The sequence below is a fragment of the Variovorax sp. Varisp85 genome (assembly GCF_047304045.1).
In the GTDB taxonomy this organism is placed as follows: Bacteria; Pseudomonadota; Gammaproteobacteria; order Burkholderiales; family Burkholderiaceae_C; genus Variovorax.
Genome location: NZ_JBGLYN010000047.1, coordinates 16,254 through 30,703, shown reverse-complemented (window position 1 = coordinate 30,703; position 14,450 = coordinate 16,254). Strand labels below are relative to the sequence as shown.

Here is a 14,450-nt window from a genome sequence, read left to right as displayed (position 1 = left end):
CACGGGAAAAAACGAAGCCGCCTACTTGCCCGTCAGCTTCTTGCGGACGTCGACACCGACGCCCTTGTTCACGAACTGCGTGGTGACGACCTTCGACAGGTCGACCTCGCCCGGCTTGTACAGGCCGGCCTTGACCATCTTGTCGTAGAAGTCCTTCACGCGCGCCTCGTCCATCGCGCCGATGCCCTTGGCGAGCGATTCGCCGCTGTCGACGATGCCCATCTTCTTCATCAGCTCGATGGAGCCCTGCGATGCGGCCACGGGCGAATCGGGGTTGATCTTGGCGATCATCTCGTTGGCCGCCTTGTTGTCGCCGTAGAGGTAGTTGTTCCAGCCGATGATCGAGGCCTCGACGAACTTGCGCACCGTCTCGGGCTTGTTCTTGATGAGGTCGGCGCGCGTCTCGACGGTGGTCGAGTAGGTCGAGAAGCCGTTGTCGGCCAGCAGCTGCACCACCGGGTCGAAGCCGGCCTGGGCCTTGATCGACAGCGGTTCCGAAATCGCATAGCCCTGCTGGATCGATTTCTTGTCGGCCAGGAAGGGGCCGACGTTGAAGGTGTAGGGCTTGAGCTGCGAGTCCTTGAAGCCGTGCTCCGATTTCATCCACTGCCAGAAGCTGAACTGGCCGTCCTTGCCGATGAAGGCCACGGGCGCCTTGGCCATGTCCTTGAAGGTGTCGAAGCCCTGGCCCGGGTGCGCGAACATGGCCTGCGGGTCTTTCTGGAAGAAGGCCGCGACGACCACGGTGGGCACGCCGTTCTTCACGTTGTCGAAGGACTGCAGCAGGTTGCCGGTCATCAGGAAGTCGACCTTGCCGGCCGGCAGCATCGGCCGGTTGTTGACCATCGGGCCGCCCTGCTGGATGTCGACGTCGAGGCCGTATTTCTTGTAGGTGCCGTCCACCAGCGCCTGGTAGAAGCCGCCGTGGCCGGCCTGCGCCTTCCAGTTGGTGGCGAATACCACTTTTTCCTGCGCCTGCGCGGCGAAGGCTGCGGTCAGCGCCAGGCCGAAGGCCAACGGGCGGAGATGGAAGGCGGGGATGCGCATGGGGACGTGCTCCTGTGGAGGTTTGGGAAAGTACGGGATGCGAAGACTATTCTTTTTCAGCGGTCGCGGGCCATGTCGGGCGACCAGCCGCGTGTTTTTCCGGGGTTCATCAAACCCATCGGATCGCTGCGCTTCTTGAACTCGATCTGCTGCGTGTCGATGGTCTTCATGCCGCCGTCCTCGATGGTGACGACATGCGGATTGAAGATCTTGCAGCCGCCCTGCGACTCGATCTCGCGGATCAGCTCGTACTGGTGGGCCTCGCCCTTCCAGCGCACGAGCAGGATGCCGAAGGTGCCGCACTCGCCGTTGGCGCGCGCGAAGTCCTGGTGCTGCAGCACGTCGTCGCCGAAGATTTGCAGATGGCGCTCGACCACGGCCGGGTCGAAGGGCTGGGCGTAGGCCACCTGCAGGTAGGTCCAGCTGCGATCGGCCTTCAGAGCCTGCAGCGTCGTGTGGTTGAAGGCGCACTCGTAGGCCGGGGGCAGGCCTTCGGCGAGCAGCTCGGCCTCGGTGCCGGCGACCGAGATCGTGCCGCCCTGTGCATCGGCCAGCGCACGAAAGTCCGCCATCGACCCGGGCGAGACCATGGCGAACACCGCATGCCGGTCGGCAGGAAAACGGTCGCGCATGGCCGTGTAGTAGGGCGAGAAGCGCGCCTCGACCGTGGACAGCAGGAAGATGTCGAGCGCGGGCGCCTGCGCCGCGACGGCGAAGGCTAGCGCGCCGCGGTACGTTTCGAACAGCACCGTGCAGTGCACCCATTCGACGGCCGGGCTCAGCGCGACCTCGACGTCGAGGATCACGCCGTTGGTTCCGTAGGCGTGGTGCACTTGCTGGATCTCGTCGCCATGCAGCTCGATGACGCGCGGCTCGCGCTCCACCGTCATCACGCGCGCGCGCAGCAGGTTGCCGGGGTCGCGCAGGATGCCGTGGCGGAATGAGCCGATGCCGCCGAAGCCGCCCGCGATGAAGCCGCCGATGGACGCCACATGCCAGGTCGAGGGCCACATGCGCAGCGCCTGCCCGGTCTCGCGTGCGGCGAGGTCGATGTCGTGCATGCGCGCGCCGGCCTCGACGCGGATGCGTCCGGGGTTGATGTCGAGCACGCGGCACATCTGCGTCACGTCGAGCACGATGCCGCCTTCGAGTGGCACGCACTGGCCGTAGTTGCCGGTGCCGCCGGCACGTACGGTGAGCGGCAGCTTCCATTTCGCGGCCACGGCGGCGGCCTGCCGCACGTCGTCCTCGGTGCTGACCTTGACGACGAGGTCGGCCACGCAGCCCGCGAGCTGCGCGGTGAGGATGGGGCTGTACCAGTAGAAGTCTTTCGACAGCTGCTTGCGTTGCGCCGGCGCGGTGATCAGGTTGAGGCCGTGCAGGTCTTCGCGCACTGTGTCCCAGTCGGCGGCAGGCGCGCTGGTTCCGTCGCATCCGGCAGGCACGGAGTTCATGGAACTTCCTGTCGTCTCTGTTCGGGGAACACCGCGGAACCGGCTTTACCGGGCCGCTGGTGTTGCCCCCGGTAGGGGGTTTGCGAAGCGACACGAAGTGCGCGAAGACTGGGGGCGAGCCTAGTTCTCACGGCGCATCTCGCTTTCGTGCCAGTGGCCGAGCACGAGGCGCGACAGGGCGGCGAACACGATGAAGATCACGATGCCCAACAACGACACCAGCAGCAGCGCCGCGAACATCATCGGAATCTCGGTGCGGAAGCTCGACTCGAGAATGCGCGATGCAAGACCCGTTTCCTTGCCCGCCGTGCCGGCCGTGAACTCGGCCACCACCGCGCCGATCAGGCTCAGCCCGCCCGCGATCTTCAGGCCCGCCATGAAGTACGGCAGCGCGCTGGGCGCGAGCAGGTAGCGGAAGGTCTGCCACGGCGAGGCCTTGTAGAGCTGGAACAGGTCGCGAAGATTGCTGTCGGCGCTTTTCAGGCCGATGACGGTGTTCGACAGGATCGGAAAGAAGGCCACGATCCACGCGCACAGCAGCAGCGCCGCGGTGGTGTTCGACACGTAGATGAGGATCAGCGGCGCGATCGCGATGATCGGCGTCACCTGCAGGATCACGGCGATGGGGAACAGGCCGATTTCCACCCACTTGAAGAGCGCGAACGCGATCGCCAGAAGCACGCCCCCGACGATGGCCGCACCGAGCGCGAGCAGCGTGAGCTTGATCGTGAACCACAGGGCGCTGGAGAGCGAATCCCAGTTGTCGAACAGCGTGCGAAGAATGAGCGAGGGTGCGGGGAGGATGTAGTGCGGGATGTTGTTGGCGCGCACGGTCCATTCCCAGAGCAGCAGGAGCGCCGCGATGATGACGACGGGCGCCACGATGCGCAGCATCGACTCGCGGCGGCGCAGCTTGTCTTCGTGGGCGCGCAGCGCGGCCTCGGAGGGCACCGCATCCGCATTGGCGTCCGCAAGGGCGACGGGCTCAGTGATCGATGTCGAGGCCATGCAGCGCTCCGTGCAGGGATTGGGACACCGCCGTGCAATGCGCGTTGTAGCGGCTCGATGTGCGGAACTCTTCGCCGCGCGGGTAGGGCTCGTCGATGCGGATCTCGTCGATCACGCGCCCTGGGCGCGCCGCCATCACGACGATGCGGTTCGACAGGTACACCGACTCGTACACGCTGTGCGTGACGAACACCACCGAGAAGCGGTGCTCGCGCCAGATGGCGAGCAGATCGTTGTTGAGCTTGATGCGCGTCATCTCGTCGAGCGCGGCAAAGGGCTCGTCCATCAGCAGCAGGCGCGGGTGCGTGACCAGCGCGCGCGCGATCGACACGCGCATCTTCATGCCGCCCGAGAGCTCGCGCGGATACACGTCGGCAAAGCGCGAGAGGCCGACCATCTCGAGCACCTGCTGCACCACCGGCGCCGCTGCGTCGCGGCTCATGCCGGCGAGCTTGAGCGGCAACCACACGTTGTCGAACACCTTGGCCCAGGGCATGAGCGTGGGCTCCTGGAACACGAAGCCCAGGTCGCGGTCGCTCTGCGTCTTTCCGGTGTTGGCGCCCGACCAGTGCATGTCGCCCGAGCTGAGCCGCGTCAGCCCCGCGATGAGGCGCAGCGCGGTGCTCTTGCCGCAGCCCGAGGGGCCGAGGAAGCTGATGAAGTCGTGCTCGCCGATGTCGAGCGACATGCCCTGCAACGCGAGCGTGCCGTTGGCGAAACGCTTGCTGACGTTGCGCAGGGTGACCAGCGGCGGGGTGGATGGCGTGGTGCTTTCCATGATGGCTGCGAGCCTAGCGCCAGGCGGGTTGGTTGGCGAGGCGCGACAGCGGGAAGCGGTCGACCTCGTGCAGCAGCTCGACGAAGCGGCGGCCCACGTGGTCGAGCACCGCCGCGCCCTTTTCGGCGGTGGCGCGCGTGGCGTCGCCGGCTGCGCCCGCGGGGTTGATGTCGTGCATCTGCCAGCCGAGCTTGCCGCTGGGGGTGATCGACAGGAACTTGTTCTCGGCGGCCAGTTGCTCCGTCATCGAGCTGAAGTTCTGGAACTGGTCCTTGCGCACGCAGTCGGGCGCGAGGTGCAGCATGACCGAGCTTTCGAGATCCCCGGCGTGAATGCCGTGCCGGCCCTCGTGCGCGGTGAACAGGCCCTCGGGCAGGCCCAGCGTGTACCAATTGGCGGCTACGACCATCATGTCGTGTTCCTCGCGCAGGTCGCGCGCAACGATGTCCATCACGCTCATCTGGCCGCCGTGGCTGTTGTAGAGCACCAGCTTGCGCACACCGGCCTTCGCGACGCAGGCGCCGATGTCCTTCCACAGCGAGATCAGCGTGTTGGCGGACACCGTGAGCGTGCCCGGATAGCGCGAATGCTCGTTGCTCTTGCCGTAGGGCACGGCGGGCAGAAACAGCACCGGCAGGTCGTCGGGCAGGTGCGGCAGCGTGGCGTGCACCATGCCGTCGATGGTGGCGGTGTCGGTCGACATCGGCAGGTGCGGGCCGTGCTGCTCGGTCGCGCCCACGGGCAGCACGGCAATGAGCCGTTCACGGTCGAGGCGGGAGAACTCTTCGCTGGTCAGGTCGGACCAGAAACGGCTGCGCAAGGGGACCGGGTTCATCGTGGCGTACCTCGTGGTGACGGGCAGTAGGAGCGGGGATGATGATCTAAATCATCCATTCGGTCAAAAAAAGATGGATTGGCAGGTTACCCACGCCGCGGCCGCCGAATGCAGCACCCCTTGATGGCGGCTCTCCTTGGGCATATAAGTCGTTCATGTTTCCTCGGCTTGTCGCAAGGCGGAAAGGGGACGCTATGAAGAGACGCATCTACTGGCTGATGCCGGACCTGGCGAGCGCCAGGCGGGCGATGGACGATCTGGTGCGGGCGCGCGTCGACGTTGCGCGCATTCATTTCGCCGGACCGGAAGGCATGGACATGGCCGGGCTCCATGCGGCCAACGTGTGGCAGACCTCGGACGTGGTCCACGCAGCCAAGACCGGGTGGGCGGTCGGCAGCGCCTGCGGCATCGTCGTCGGCCTCATGGCTGCCCTGATGTTTCCGATCTTCGGCGACGATCCCGAATGGGAAGTGGCCGTGCTGGTGGCCGTCGTGGGTGGCGTGGTCGGCACTTGGTCGGCCAGCATGATCGGCATTTCCATCCCCAGTCCCAGGCTGCAGCGTTTCGAGGGCGCCATCGCGCAGGGACAGATCCTGCTGATGGTGGACTTGCCGCGTTCGCGCGTGCGGGACATCGAGGCGCTGCTGCAGTCTGCGCATCCCGAGGCCCGGTTCGAGGGCGAAGAGCCGCGAGTTCCGGCGTTTCTCTGAAGCGCGAATGAGCCCTGAACCCATGATGCCGAGCCGAGGGACCGCACATGATCATGGCCGTCGCCCTGTTGCTCATCGTGCTCGGCTCGGTGCTGTTCCACGTCTTCAATCCATGGTGGACGACGCCCCTGGCTTCGAACTGGCAGCCGATGGACGACACCCTGACCATCACGCTGGTGATCACGGGGATCTTCTTCGTCGTCATCAACGTGTTCGTCGCCTACATGCTGGTGCGCTTTCGCCATCGCGAGGGGCACCGGGCGGCGCATGAGCCCGAGAACAGGAAGCTCGAGCGCTGGCTGATCGGCGGCACCACCGTCGGCATCATGGCGCTGCTGGCGCCCGGCCTCGTGGTGTACGCGAACTACGTCAGGGAGCCCCGCGACGCCCTCGTGCTGGAGGTGCTGGGCCAGCAATGGCAATGGCGCTTCCGCTTCCCGGGGCCGGACGGCAAGCTGGGCGCGAGCGACGCGCGCTTCGTCAGCGCCACCAATCCGTTCGGGATCGACCCGGGCGACCCCGCCGGGCAGGACGACCTCCTGATCCCCGGCGACGAGGTGCACCTGCCGCTCGGCAAGCCGGTGCTGGTGCTGATGCGCTCGAACGACGTGCTGCACGACTTCTTCGTACCGCCGTTCCGCGCCCGGATGAACATGGTGCCGGGGCAGGTCAGCCGCTTCTGGTTCACCCCGAGCGTCGCGGGCCGCTACGAGGCGCTCTGCGCGCAGCTGTGCGGCGTGGGCCATCCCAACATGCGCGGCTACGTGGTGGTGGAGGACCCGGCGAACTACAAGGCCTGGTACGCGGCTCTGCCGAGCTTCGCCAAGTCGCAGGCCAAGGCGCCCGAGGCGCCTGCCGCTCCGGCCGGCGCCTCTGCGGCAGGCGGCGCACGCGTCGAGCAGGGCCGCGCGCTGGCGGACGCCAAGGGATGCGTGGCCTGCCACACGATCGACGGCAGCCCGCGCGTGGGGCCGACCTGGAAGGGCCTGCACGGCAAGACCGAGACCATGGCGGACGGCTCCACCGCGCTGGTCGACGAAACCTATCTGCGCAGCTTCATCCGCGATCCGCAGGCCCGCCATGTGAAGGGCTTCCCGCCGGTCATGCCCAAGATCGAAATGACCGATGAAGAACTGGCCGCGCTGGTGGCCTACATCCAGAGTCTGGGCAGCCCGCCGGCGCAGGCTGCCGCCGAACAGAAGGCTGCGCGATGAACTCTTCTTCGCCCACGGGGCAGGCCATGCCCCACGCCGACGACGCCGGGCACCCCGCGCCGCAGAGTTTCCTGACCCGCTACGTCTGGAGCCAGGACCACAAGGTGATCGCCGTCCAGTACGCCTGCACCGCCATCGCAGTGGGCGTGGTGGGCCTGGTGCTGTCCAACCTGATGCGGCTGCAGCTCGGCTTTCCCGGCCAGTTCGAGTTCATCAACGCCGAGCGCTACTACCAGTTCGTGACCATGCACGGGATGATCATGGTGATCTACCTGCTCACGGCGCTGTTCCTCGGCGGCTTCGGCAACTACCTGATCCCGCTGATGGTGGGGGCGCGGGACATGGTCTTTCCCTACCTCAACATGCTGAGCTTCTGGGTCTACCTGCTGTCGGTGGTGGTCCTGATGGCGAGCTTCTTCGTCCCGGGCGGCCCCACCGGCGCGGGCTGGACGCTGTATCCGCCGCAGTCGATCCTGCCCGGCACGCCGGGCCATGCGGGCGGCATCGTGCTGATGCTGGTGTCGCTGCTCATCTTCATCGTGGCGACCACGATGGGCGGCCTCAACTACGTGACCACCGTGCTGCAGGCGCGCTGCGAAGGCATGACGCTGCTGCGCATGCCGCTCACGGTGTGGGGCATCTTCGTGGCCACCATCCTCGCGCTGCTCGGTTTCCCGGCGCTGTTCGTCAGCGGCGTGATGCTGCTGCTCGACCGGACGCTGGGCACCAGCTTCTTCATGCCGGCGCTGGTGTCGATGGGGCAGGTGACAGGCTACAAGGGCGGCAGCCCGCTGCTGTTCCAGCACCTGTTCTGGTTCTTCGGCCACCCCGAGGTCTACATCGTGGCGCTGCCGGCCTTCGGCATCGTCTCCGACCTGATCAGCGTGCACGCGCGCAAGTGCATCTTCGGCTACCGCATGATGGTGTGGGCCATCGTCGCCATCGGCGCGCTCAGCGTGGTGGTCTGGGCGCACCACATGTTCGTGAGCGGCATGAACCCGTACTTCGGCTTCTTCTTCGCGACCACCACGCTGATCATCGCGGTGCCCACCGCGATCAAGGTCTACAACTGGATCCTGACGCTGTGGCGCGGCGACATCCACCTGACGGTGCCGATGCTGTTCGCGCTGGCCTTCCTCTGCACCTTCCTCATCGGCGGGCTGACCGGCCTGTTCCTTGGCAACGTGAGCGTGGACATCCCGCTCTCGGGCACCTATTTCGTGGTGGCGCACTTCCACATGGTGATGGGTGTGGCGCCGCTGCTGGTGGTGTTCGGTGGCATCTACCACTGGTTTCCCAAGGTCACGGGCCGCATGCTCGACGACCGGCTCGGCCAGCTGCATTTCTGGATCACCTTCCTGGGCACCTACCTGATCTATTTCCCGATGCACTACCTCGGGGTGCTGGGCATGCCGCGGCGCTACTACAACTTCGACGGCTACAAGTTCATCCCGCCCTCGGCATTCACCCTGAACACGTTCATCACCGTGGTCGCGCTGATCGTCGGCGTGGCGCAGCTGCTCTTCATCGCCAATCTCGCCTGGAGCGCCTGGCGCGGACAGCGGGCCGACGCCAATCCATGGCGTGCCGCCTCGCTCGAATGGCAGACGCCCGCCACGCCGCCGGGCCACGGCAACTGGGGGCCACGGCTGCCGGTGGTCTACCGGTGGGCCTATGCCTATGGAGAGCCGGGCGCGGCGGAAGATTTCGTCGCGCAGAACGCGCCGCCGCAGGCCGGGGCCGGGGAGCCCGAGCCGGAAGGCCAGAGCGAGGTCCGGGGAGCGCCGGCATGAGCGCAGCGCCGGGCCGTTCCCAAGCAAGCTCGCACCGCAGTGCGCAGCACGGAGGTCTCTTGACGACCGCGGTTGCCGCCTGGAGCGACCGCGGCGGCCGGCCCCGCGATGCGCGCGCGAGCGCGGCCAGCATCGGCCTGTGGGTCTTCATGGGCGTGGCCACCGCGCTGTTCTCGCTCTTCATCGTGGCCTACGTGATGCGCATGAGCGGCGACGACTCGATGACGATCGCGCTGCCGTGGCAGCTCTGGCTCAGCTCGGCGCTGCTGGTGGCGGGCAGCGTGGCGCTGCAAGGGGCCGGTGGCGCATCGCGCGGCGCCGACCCGAAGCGGGCGCGCCGCCTGCTGCTGGCGGGAGGTCTCTGCGCGGTGGGCTTCCTGGGCGTGCAGCTGTGGGCCTGGCAGGCGCTGCTGAGCGCGCAGGTGATGCCGGCCGGCAATCCGGCGGGCAGCTTCTTCTATCTGTTGACCGCGATGCACGGGCTCCACCTGGCAGGTGGGCTGGTCGGGTGGGCCTGGATGGCGCACGCCGCATGGCCCGATCCCGCCAGGGCCGCATGGCGCATCGCGCTGTGCGCGCGCTACTGGCACTTCATGCTGGCGGTGTGGCTGGTGCTGTTCGCGCTGCTGGGGTGGGTGACGCCGGAGGTGGCGCGCTTCGTCTGCGGCACATCCTGAGGAGGCATCCATGAACAACACCGCAACCATCGCGGCAACGCCGTTGAATCCGACCCTTGCCGCAAGCGGCTGGCGCGGGCTGATTGCCGACTGGTCTTCCGATCGCCAGGCGTTCCACGTCTCGTGGGGCAAGGCGATGATGTGGATCTTCCTGCTCAGCGACACCTTCATCTTCAGCTGCTTCCTGACCGGCTACATGACGGTGCGCGTCTCGACCACCGTGCCGTGGCCCAACCCGAGCGAGGTGTTCGCGCTCCACGTGGCGGGCGCCGACGTCCCGTTGCTGCTGATCGCGATCATGACCTTCGTGCTCATCAGCAGCAGCGGCACGATGGCGATGGCCGTCAATTTCGCCTACCGCCGTGACCGCGTGAACGCCGCCACGCTGATGATCGTGACTGCGACCCTCGGCGAACTCTTCGTCGGCATGCAGGCCTTCGAGTGGTCCAAGCTGATCCTGCATGAAGGCGTGCGGCCCTGGGGCAACCCGATGGGCGCGGCGCAGTTCGGCTCGACCTTCTTCATGATCACGGGCTTTCACGGGCTGCACGTGTCGGCCGGCGTGGTCTTCCTGTTCACCGTGGCCTTCAAGCTGATCCGCGGCGACTACGACAAGAAGGGCAACTACCAGATCGTCGAGATCGCCGGGCTGTACTGGCACTTCGTGGACCTCGTGTGGGTCTTCATCTTCGCGCTGTTCTATCTCTGGTGAGGACGACCATGAACCCTGACACCGGCCAACAACATCCGATCGGCCTCTATCTCAAGATCTGGGGGCTGCTGTTCGTGCTCAGCACGATGTCGTACCTGGTCGACTACTTCCATTTCCATGGGTACCTGCGATGGACCCTGATCATTGTCTTCATGCTGCTGAAGGCGGGGCTGATCGTCTCGGTCTTCATGCACATGGCCTGGGAGCGGCTGTCGCTGGTCTATGCCATCCTGGTGCCGCCCCTGTGCCTGCTGGTCCTGGTGTGGTTGATGGCGGCGGAGGCCGGCCACACCTTCCTGACACGGATGACGTTCTTCCACTGATGGCGGCGCGGGCGGCGGCCCGGCTCAGCGCCGCACCACGTAGCGCGTGACCACCGGCGGCGACTCGCCCAGGTGGAACGCCAGCCGGCGCTCGCGCAGCGCCATGTCGCTCGCGGTGGCGCGGTTGAAGCGGCGCAGGTGATCGGTCCACGATTCGTCGACGATCTGCTCCACATAGCGTTCCGGCTGCGCAATGTCGTGCAGCAGCTCCCAGCCGATGGCGCCCTGGCTCAGGCGCGCACGGCGGGTCTGCTGCATCACGAGGTGGAAGGCGGGGGCGCGGGCCGGGTCGATCATGAATTCCACTGTGATGACCACGCGGCCGTCTTCCTGCGGCGCCTCGGCGGGCGGGCCGGCGGCCCAGCCGGCCTGGGCGGGGCTGGTGTCGTCCTCGCCGCTCACGTCGGTCACCCAGCGCAGCGCGGCGAGCATCAGCAGCGTGCCGCTGACGGCAGCCACGCACAGGCTGGCGACCAGCGTGGTGACCGTGGCCACCTGGCCCCAGAGCGCTGCGCCGATCGCGCTCGCGCCCATGATCGCCATCTGGTACATCGACATGCCGCGCGCGCGCACCCAGTCGGGCAGCGCGAGCTGGGCCGACACCGACAGCGAATTGGCCACCGTGATCCATGCCATGCCGCCGAAGAACATCGCCGGCACCGCGACCCATGCATTCGGCGCGAAGGCCATGACGGCGGTGGCGCCCGACTGCAGCAGCGTGCCGCGCAGCACCAGCTGGTCGCGCCCCATCGCCTGGCGCAGCCGCGGCAGGAACAGCACCGCGACGATCGCGCCCGAGCCCATGGCCGCCAGCAGCAGCGTGAAGGTGCCGGCGCCGCCGCCCTCGAGGTTGCGCGCCAGCAGCGGCAGCAGCGCCAGCAGCGCGGTCGAGTGGAAGAAGAAGATCGAGATGCGCGTGAGCACCGCGCGCATGCGCTGCGACTGCCGCACGAACTGCACGCCCACGCGCATCGCGCTGACGAGCTTCTCGCGGCCCAGCGGGTTGGGTGTGTGCTCGCGCCGCCAGCGCAGCACCACGAAGCCCGAGGCCACCGACAGCACCGCGTTCAGCGCGAACACCCACACGGTGCCTGCGCTCGCGATCAGCATGCCGGCCGTGAGCGGGCCGACGATGCGCGAGGCGTTCATCGCGATGCCGTTCAGGCCCAGCGCGGCCGGCAGCTGCGGGCGCGGCACCAGCTCGGGCACGATGGCCGCAAACACCGGCCAGCGCAGCGCCAGGCCGATGCCGTTGGCGAAGGTCAGCGCCAGCAGCAGCGGCGCGGTCATGAGGTCGAGCGCCAGCGCCGCGCACAGCACGATGGCCGTGCCGGCCAGCCAGAACTGCGTGGCCACCAGCCAGCGCCGGCGGTCCAGGATGTCGGCCAGCGCGCCGCTGGGCAGGCCCAGCAGGAACACCGGCAGCGTGGAGGCCGACTGCACCAGCGCCACCCAGATCGGCGAGGTGGTCAGCGAGGTCATCATCCACGCGGCGGCCACGTCGTTCATCCACATGCAGATGTTGGCGACGAGCCAGGTGCTCCACAGCATGCGGAACACGGGAAGCTGGAGCGGCACGAGGGCCGCGAGCTTCGCCGGCTGCGGCCGCACGGGCGGGATGGGCGTCTCTTCGGGGGATATGGGTGGCATGTGGCGCTATTTTGGCGCGCCCGCCGCCGTCATCCCCTGTCGCTGCGCGCGAGGCGGTGTTCGAGGCGGCGAAGAAGCGTCGTCAGCACCAGCGTCATCACCCAGTAGATGACCGAGATCGCGAGGTACGGCTCCCAGTAGCGCGCGTAGGCACCCGCCACGGTGCGCGCCGCGTACGCCAGCTCGGCCAGGCCGATGGCCGAGACCAGCGACGTGTCTTTCAGCAGCGCGATCGCGTTGTTGCCAAGCGGCGGCAGCATGCGGCGGAAGGCCTGCGGCAGCACCACGTAGCGCATCACCTGCGCGGGCGAGAAGCCGATCGAGCGGCCCGCATCGAACTGTCCGCGCGAGATCGACTGGATGCCGGCGCGGAACACCTCGGAGATGTAGGCCGCCGAATTGAGCGTGAGCGCCACCACGCCGGAGATGAGCGCGCCGTGCTCCTGCTTGAGCGTGCGCGCGAGCTCGCCGTCGATCAGGATGCCCGTCGTCGGGTGGATGAATACCGGCATCACCGCGAAGTGGATCAGCAGGATCTGCACGAACAGCGGCGTGCCGCGGAAGAAGCTCACGTACACAGTGGCCGGCCAGCGCAGGAAGAAGCGCGCGACCCAGGTCCACGGTGCGTGGCGCGGATGCGCGAGCCGAGCGAGCGCGAGGCACAGGCCCCAGCTCGAACCCAGCAGCACGCACACCACGGTCATGCGCAGCGTCATCCAGGCGCCTTGCCAGAACAGGTCCTTGTATTCGACCAGGATGTCCCATCGGAACCATCCGAAAAGAAGAATTGGTTGTTCCATCTATCGCCTCCGCTTCATCGCGTCAAACTCAAAAAACACACGGCCGCATCGTGGCGGCCGTGATCGGATCACAGGTGGGGTGCGGCTCAGCGGACGTTCGGGTCCTTGTTGAACCACTTCTTGTAGATCGTCGCGTAGCTGCCGTCGGCGCGGATGGCCGCGAGGCCGGCCGTGAGCTTGTCGAGCAGGGCCTTGTCGCCCTTCTTCACGACGATGCCGAAGCCCTCTTCGGGGAAGGACTTGTCGTCCAGCGTCTTCAGGTCGGGGTTCTGCGCCACGCGATAGGCGATGACGCCGTTGTCGCCCATGGCGGCATCGACGCCGCCGCCGGCCAGCTCGGAAATGATGAGCGGCGTGCTCTCGAAGCGGCGGATGTCGGGGTTGGTCTTGCCGAACTCGCGCGAGGCGATGTCGTCGGCGGTGGAGGCGCTGACCACGGCGATCTTCTTGCCGGCCAGTTCCTTCAGCGAGGCGACCTTGCTGTTCTTCGGCAGCGCGATCAGCTGGCGGGCCGCGAAGTACGGCGGCGTGAAGTCGTAGCTCTGCTTGCGCTTCTCGTTGATGGTCACGCCCGAGATGACGAGGTCGACGTCGCCGTTGTTCAGCGCGCCGAAGATGCCGGTGAAGGGCGTGTTGACGATCTTGATCTTCAGGCCCTGCTGCTTCGCGATGGCGTTGATGATGTCGATGTCGAAACCGACGATCTGCTTGTCCTTGTTCTCGAAGGCGAAGGGCGCGTAGGTGGCGCTGGAGGCCACGGTGAGTTCGCGGTTCTGGGCCTGGGCACTGAATGCGAGCGTGGCGGCAGCGAGGCCGAGGGTCAGGGCGCGGCGGAGGGAGTTCATTCGGGGGTCCTTGTTTTTCGCCGTCCGGCGGGAGGTGGTGGGCGGGGATTTTAGGCTGTCGCTATCGGGCGGCCGCGTCGCCGCATGCACTCAGCGTGCCAGATGCCCCAGCGGCAGCGCGCTGCTCGCCTTCACCTCGCCCAGCGAGAAACTGGTGTGCAGGTCCTTCACATTCGGCAGGTTCATCAATTGCTGGCGCGCAAAGGACGAGAAGCTGTCGAGATCCTGCGCCACCACCTGGAGTTCGAAGGTGCCGGTGCCGCTGATGTAGTGGCAGGCCACCACCTCGGGCATCCTGCGGATCGCGTCCTCCAGCTTGCGGGTGGCCTCGTGGGTGACGCGCTCGGTGTCCACGCGCACGAAGGCAAGCACGCCGAGCCCGATCTTGTGGCGGTCGATCTCGGCGTGGTAGCCCTTGATGACGCCTGCCTCCTCGAGTGCCCGCACCCGGCGCCAGCAGGGCGCGGCCGAGAGCCCCACGCGTTGCGCAAGCTCGGCGTTGGTGAGGCGACCGTCGGCCTGCAGTTCTTGCAGAATTGCGAGGTCGAACTTATCGATGCTTTCCATTGGTGAGGATTTTAAGCAAGATTCTTTCTGGAAGCCG

Annotated in this window: 15 protein-coding genes; 6 read left to right on the top strand and 9 right to left on the bottom strand. The window is 67.0% G+C overall.

Going from position 1 to position 14,450, the window contains the following annotated elements:
- Nucleotides 1-21 precede the first annotated feature (21 nt).
- The 5 genes from ACCC97_RS18735 to ACCC97_RS18715 form a co-directional block, all read right to left on the bottom strand.
- The gene (locus tag ACCC97_RS18735; RefSeq protein ID WP_007829128.1) at nt 22-1,047 is read right to left on the bottom strand and encodes an ABC transporter substrate-binding protein; all 1,026 of its coding nucleotides are present in this window, start codon (nt 1,045-1,047) and stop codon (nt 22-24) included.
- Nucleotides 1,048-1,103: 56 nt separating this feature from the next.
- Nucleotides 1,104-2,501 carry an FAD-binding oxidoreductase gene (locus ACCC97_RS18730; protein ID WP_413334317.1) on the bottom strand — a complete coding sequence of 466 codons (1,398 nt, stop codon included), beginning with the start codon at nt 2,499-2,501 and terminating at the stop codon, nt 1,104-1,106.
- Between the two features lie 120 nt (nt 2,502-2,621).
- Entirely contained in the window at nt 2,622-3,509 is an 888-nt protein-coding gene (locus tag ACCC97_RS18725) for an ABC transporter permease (RefSeq protein WP_007829124.1), read from the bottom strand.
- Nucleotides 3,487-4,287, bottom strand: coding sequence for an ABC transporter ATP-binding protein (locus ACCC97_RS18720; RefSeq protein ID WP_413334315.1), 801 nt, complete (start codon nt 4,285-4,287; stop codon nt 3,487-3,489). Before ACCC97_RS18720 ends, ACCC97_RS18725 begins: the two co-directional genes overlap by 23 nt.
- 13 nt (nt 4,288-4,300) lie before the next feature.
- Nucleotides 4,301-5,122 carry a creatininase family protein gene (locus ACCC97_RS18715; RefSeq protein WP_007829120.1) on the bottom strand — a complete coding sequence of 274 codons (822 nt, stop codon included), beginning with the start codon at nt 5,120-5,122 and terminating at the stop codon, nt 4,301-4,303.
- Between the two features lie 194 nt (nt 5,123-5,316).
- Between ACCC97_RS18715 and ACCC97_RS18710 the strand changes: the two genes are divergently transcribed.
- The 6 genes from ACCC97_RS18710 to ACCC97_RS18685 are packed head-to-tail and all read left to right on the top strand — an operon-like array spanning nt 5,317 to nt 10,551.
- On the top strand, nt 5,317-5,832 hold the full coding sequence (locus ACCC97_RS18710; protein ID WP_413334313.1) for a DUF1269 domain-containing protein: 516 nt from the start codon (nt 5,317-5,319) through the stop codon (nt 5,830-5,832).
- Nucleotides 5,833-5,879: 47 nt separating this feature from the next.
- The gene (locus ACCC97_RS18705; protein WP_007829111.1) at nt 5,880-7,046 is read left to right on the top strand and encodes a cytochrome c oxidase subunit II; all 1,167 of its coding nucleotides are present in this window, start codon (nt 5,880-5,882) and stop codon (nt 7,044-7,046) included.
- A 26-nt stretch (nt 7,047-7,072) separates the two neighbouring features.
- Nucleotides 7,073-8,839, top strand: a complete 1,767-nt coding sequence (gene ctaD, locus ACCC97_RS18700; RefSeq protein WP_042672769.1) for a cytochrome c oxidase subunit I — start codon at nt 7,073-7,075, stop codon at nt 8,837-8,839.
- 59 nt (nt 8,840-8,898) lie between these two features.
- Nucleotides 8,899-9,516: a hypothetical protein gene (locus tag ACCC97_RS18695; protein WP_007829107.1), complete on the top strand. Its 618-nt coding sequence runs from the start codon at nt 8,899-8,901 to the stop codon at nt 9,514-9,516.
- A 10-nt stretch (nt 9,517-9,526) separates the two neighbouring features.
- The gene (locus tag ACCC97_RS18690; protein WP_007829105.1) at nt 9,527-10,228 is read left to right on the top strand and encodes a heme-copper oxidase subunit III family protein; all 702 of its coding nucleotides are present in this window, start codon (nt 9,527-9,529) and stop codon (nt 10,226-10,228) included.
- An 8-nt stretch (nt 10,229-10,236) separates the two neighbouring features.
- Nucleotides 10,237-10,551 (top strand): cytochrome C oxidase subunit IV family protein, encoded by a 315-nt coding sequence (locus ACCC97_RS18685; protein ID WP_007829103.1) that lies wholly within the window; start codon nt 10,237-10,239, stop codon nt 10,549-10,551.
- A gap of 24 nt (nt 10,552-10,575) precedes the next feature.
- Here the strand turns inward: ACCC97_RS18685 and ACCC97_RS18680 are convergent, their stop codons facing one another.
- The 4 genes from ACCC97_RS18680 to ACCC97_RS18665 all read right to left on the bottom strand — a co-directional run bounded on the left by ACCC97_RS18680 (nt 10,576) and on the right by ACCC97_RS18665 (nt 14,413).
- On the bottom strand, nt 10,576-12,201 hold the full coding sequence (locus ACCC97_RS18680; protein ID WP_007829101.1) for an MFS transporter: 1,626 nt from the start codon (nt 12,199-12,201) through the stop codon (nt 10,576-10,578).
- A gap of 29 nt (nt 12,202-12,230) precedes the next feature.
- A complete protein-coding gene (locus tag ACCC97_RS18675) occupies nt 12,231-13,001 on the bottom strand; it encodes an amino acid ABC transporter permease (protein WP_007829099.1) in 771 nt (256 codons plus the stop codon).
- Between the two features lie 86 nt (nt 13,002-13,087).
- A complete protein-coding gene (locus tag ACCC97_RS18670) occupies nt 13,088-13,846 on the bottom strand; it encodes a basic amino acid ABC transporter substrate-binding protein (protein ID WP_413334310.1) in 759 nt (252 codons plus the stop codon).
- A gap of 90 nt (nt 13,847-13,936) precedes the next feature.
- A complete protein-coding gene (locus ACCC97_RS18665) occupies nt 13,937-14,413 on the bottom strand; it encodes an Lrp/AsnC family transcriptional regulator (RefSeq protein WP_007829095.1) in 477 nt (158 codons plus the stop codon).
- Nucleotides 14,414-14,450 lie beyond the last annotated feature (37 nt).

Excerpts from the sequence above, each read along its gene's own strand:
- ACCC97_RS18735 (WP_007829128.1), bottom strand. The coding sequence starts at position 1,047 with ATGCGCATCCCCGCCTTCCATCTCCGCCCGTTGGCCTTCGGCCTGGCG.
- ACCC97_RS18730 (WP_413334317.1), bottom strand. The coding sequence starts at position 2,501 with ATGAACTCCGTGCCTGCCGGATGCGACGGAACCAGCGCGCCTGCCGCC.
- ACCC97_RS18725 (WP_007829124.1), bottom strand. The coding sequence starts at position 3,509 with ATGGCCTCGACATCGATCACTGAGCCCGTCGCCCTTGCGGACGCCAAT.
- ACCC97_RS18720 (WP_413334315.1), bottom strand. The coding sequence starts at position 4,287 with ATGGAAAGCACCACGCCATCCACCCCGCCGCTGGTCACCCTGCGCAAC.
- ACCC97_RS18715 (WP_007829120.1), bottom strand. The coding sequence starts at position 5,122 with ATGAACCCGGTCCCCTTGCGCAGCCGTTTCTGGTCCGACCTGACCAGC.
- ACCC97_RS18710 (WP_413334313.1), top strand. The coding sequence starts at position 5,317 with ATGAAGAGACGCATCTACTGGCTGATGCCGGACCTGGCGAGCGCCAGG.
- ACCC97_RS18705 (WP_007829111.1), top strand. The coding sequence starts at position 5,880 with ATGATCATGGCCGTCGCCCTGTTGCTCATCGTGCTCGGCTCGGTGCTG.
- ctaD (WP_042672769.1), top strand. The coding sequence starts at position 7,073 with ATGCCCCACGCCGACGACGCCGGGCACCCCGCGCCGCAGAGTTTCCTG.
- ACCC97_RS18690 (WP_007829105.1), top strand. The coding sequence starts at position 9,527 with ATGAACAACACCGCAACCATCGCGGCAACGCCGTTGAATCCGACCCTT.
- ACCC97_RS18685 (WP_007829103.1), top strand. The coding sequence starts at position 10,237 with ATGAACCCTGACACCGGCCAACAACATCCGATCGGCCTCTATCTCAAG.
- ACCC97_RS18680 (WP_007829101.1), bottom strand. The coding sequence starts at position 12,201 with ATGCCACCCATATCCCCCGAAGAGACGCCCATCCCGCCCGTGCGGCCG.
- ACCC97_RS18675 (WP_007829099.1), bottom strand. The coding sequence starts at position 13,001 with ATGGAACAACCAATTCTTCTTTTCGGATGGTTCCGATGGGACATCCTG.
- ACCC97_RS18670 (WP_413334310.1), bottom strand. The coding sequence starts at position 13,846 with ATGAACTCCCTCCGCCGCGCCCTGACCCTCGGCCTCGCTGCCGCCACG.
- ACCC97_RS18665 (WP_007829095.1), bottom strand. The coding sequence starts at position 14,413 with ATGGAAAGCATCGATAAGTTCGACCTCGCAATTCTGCAAGAACTGCAG.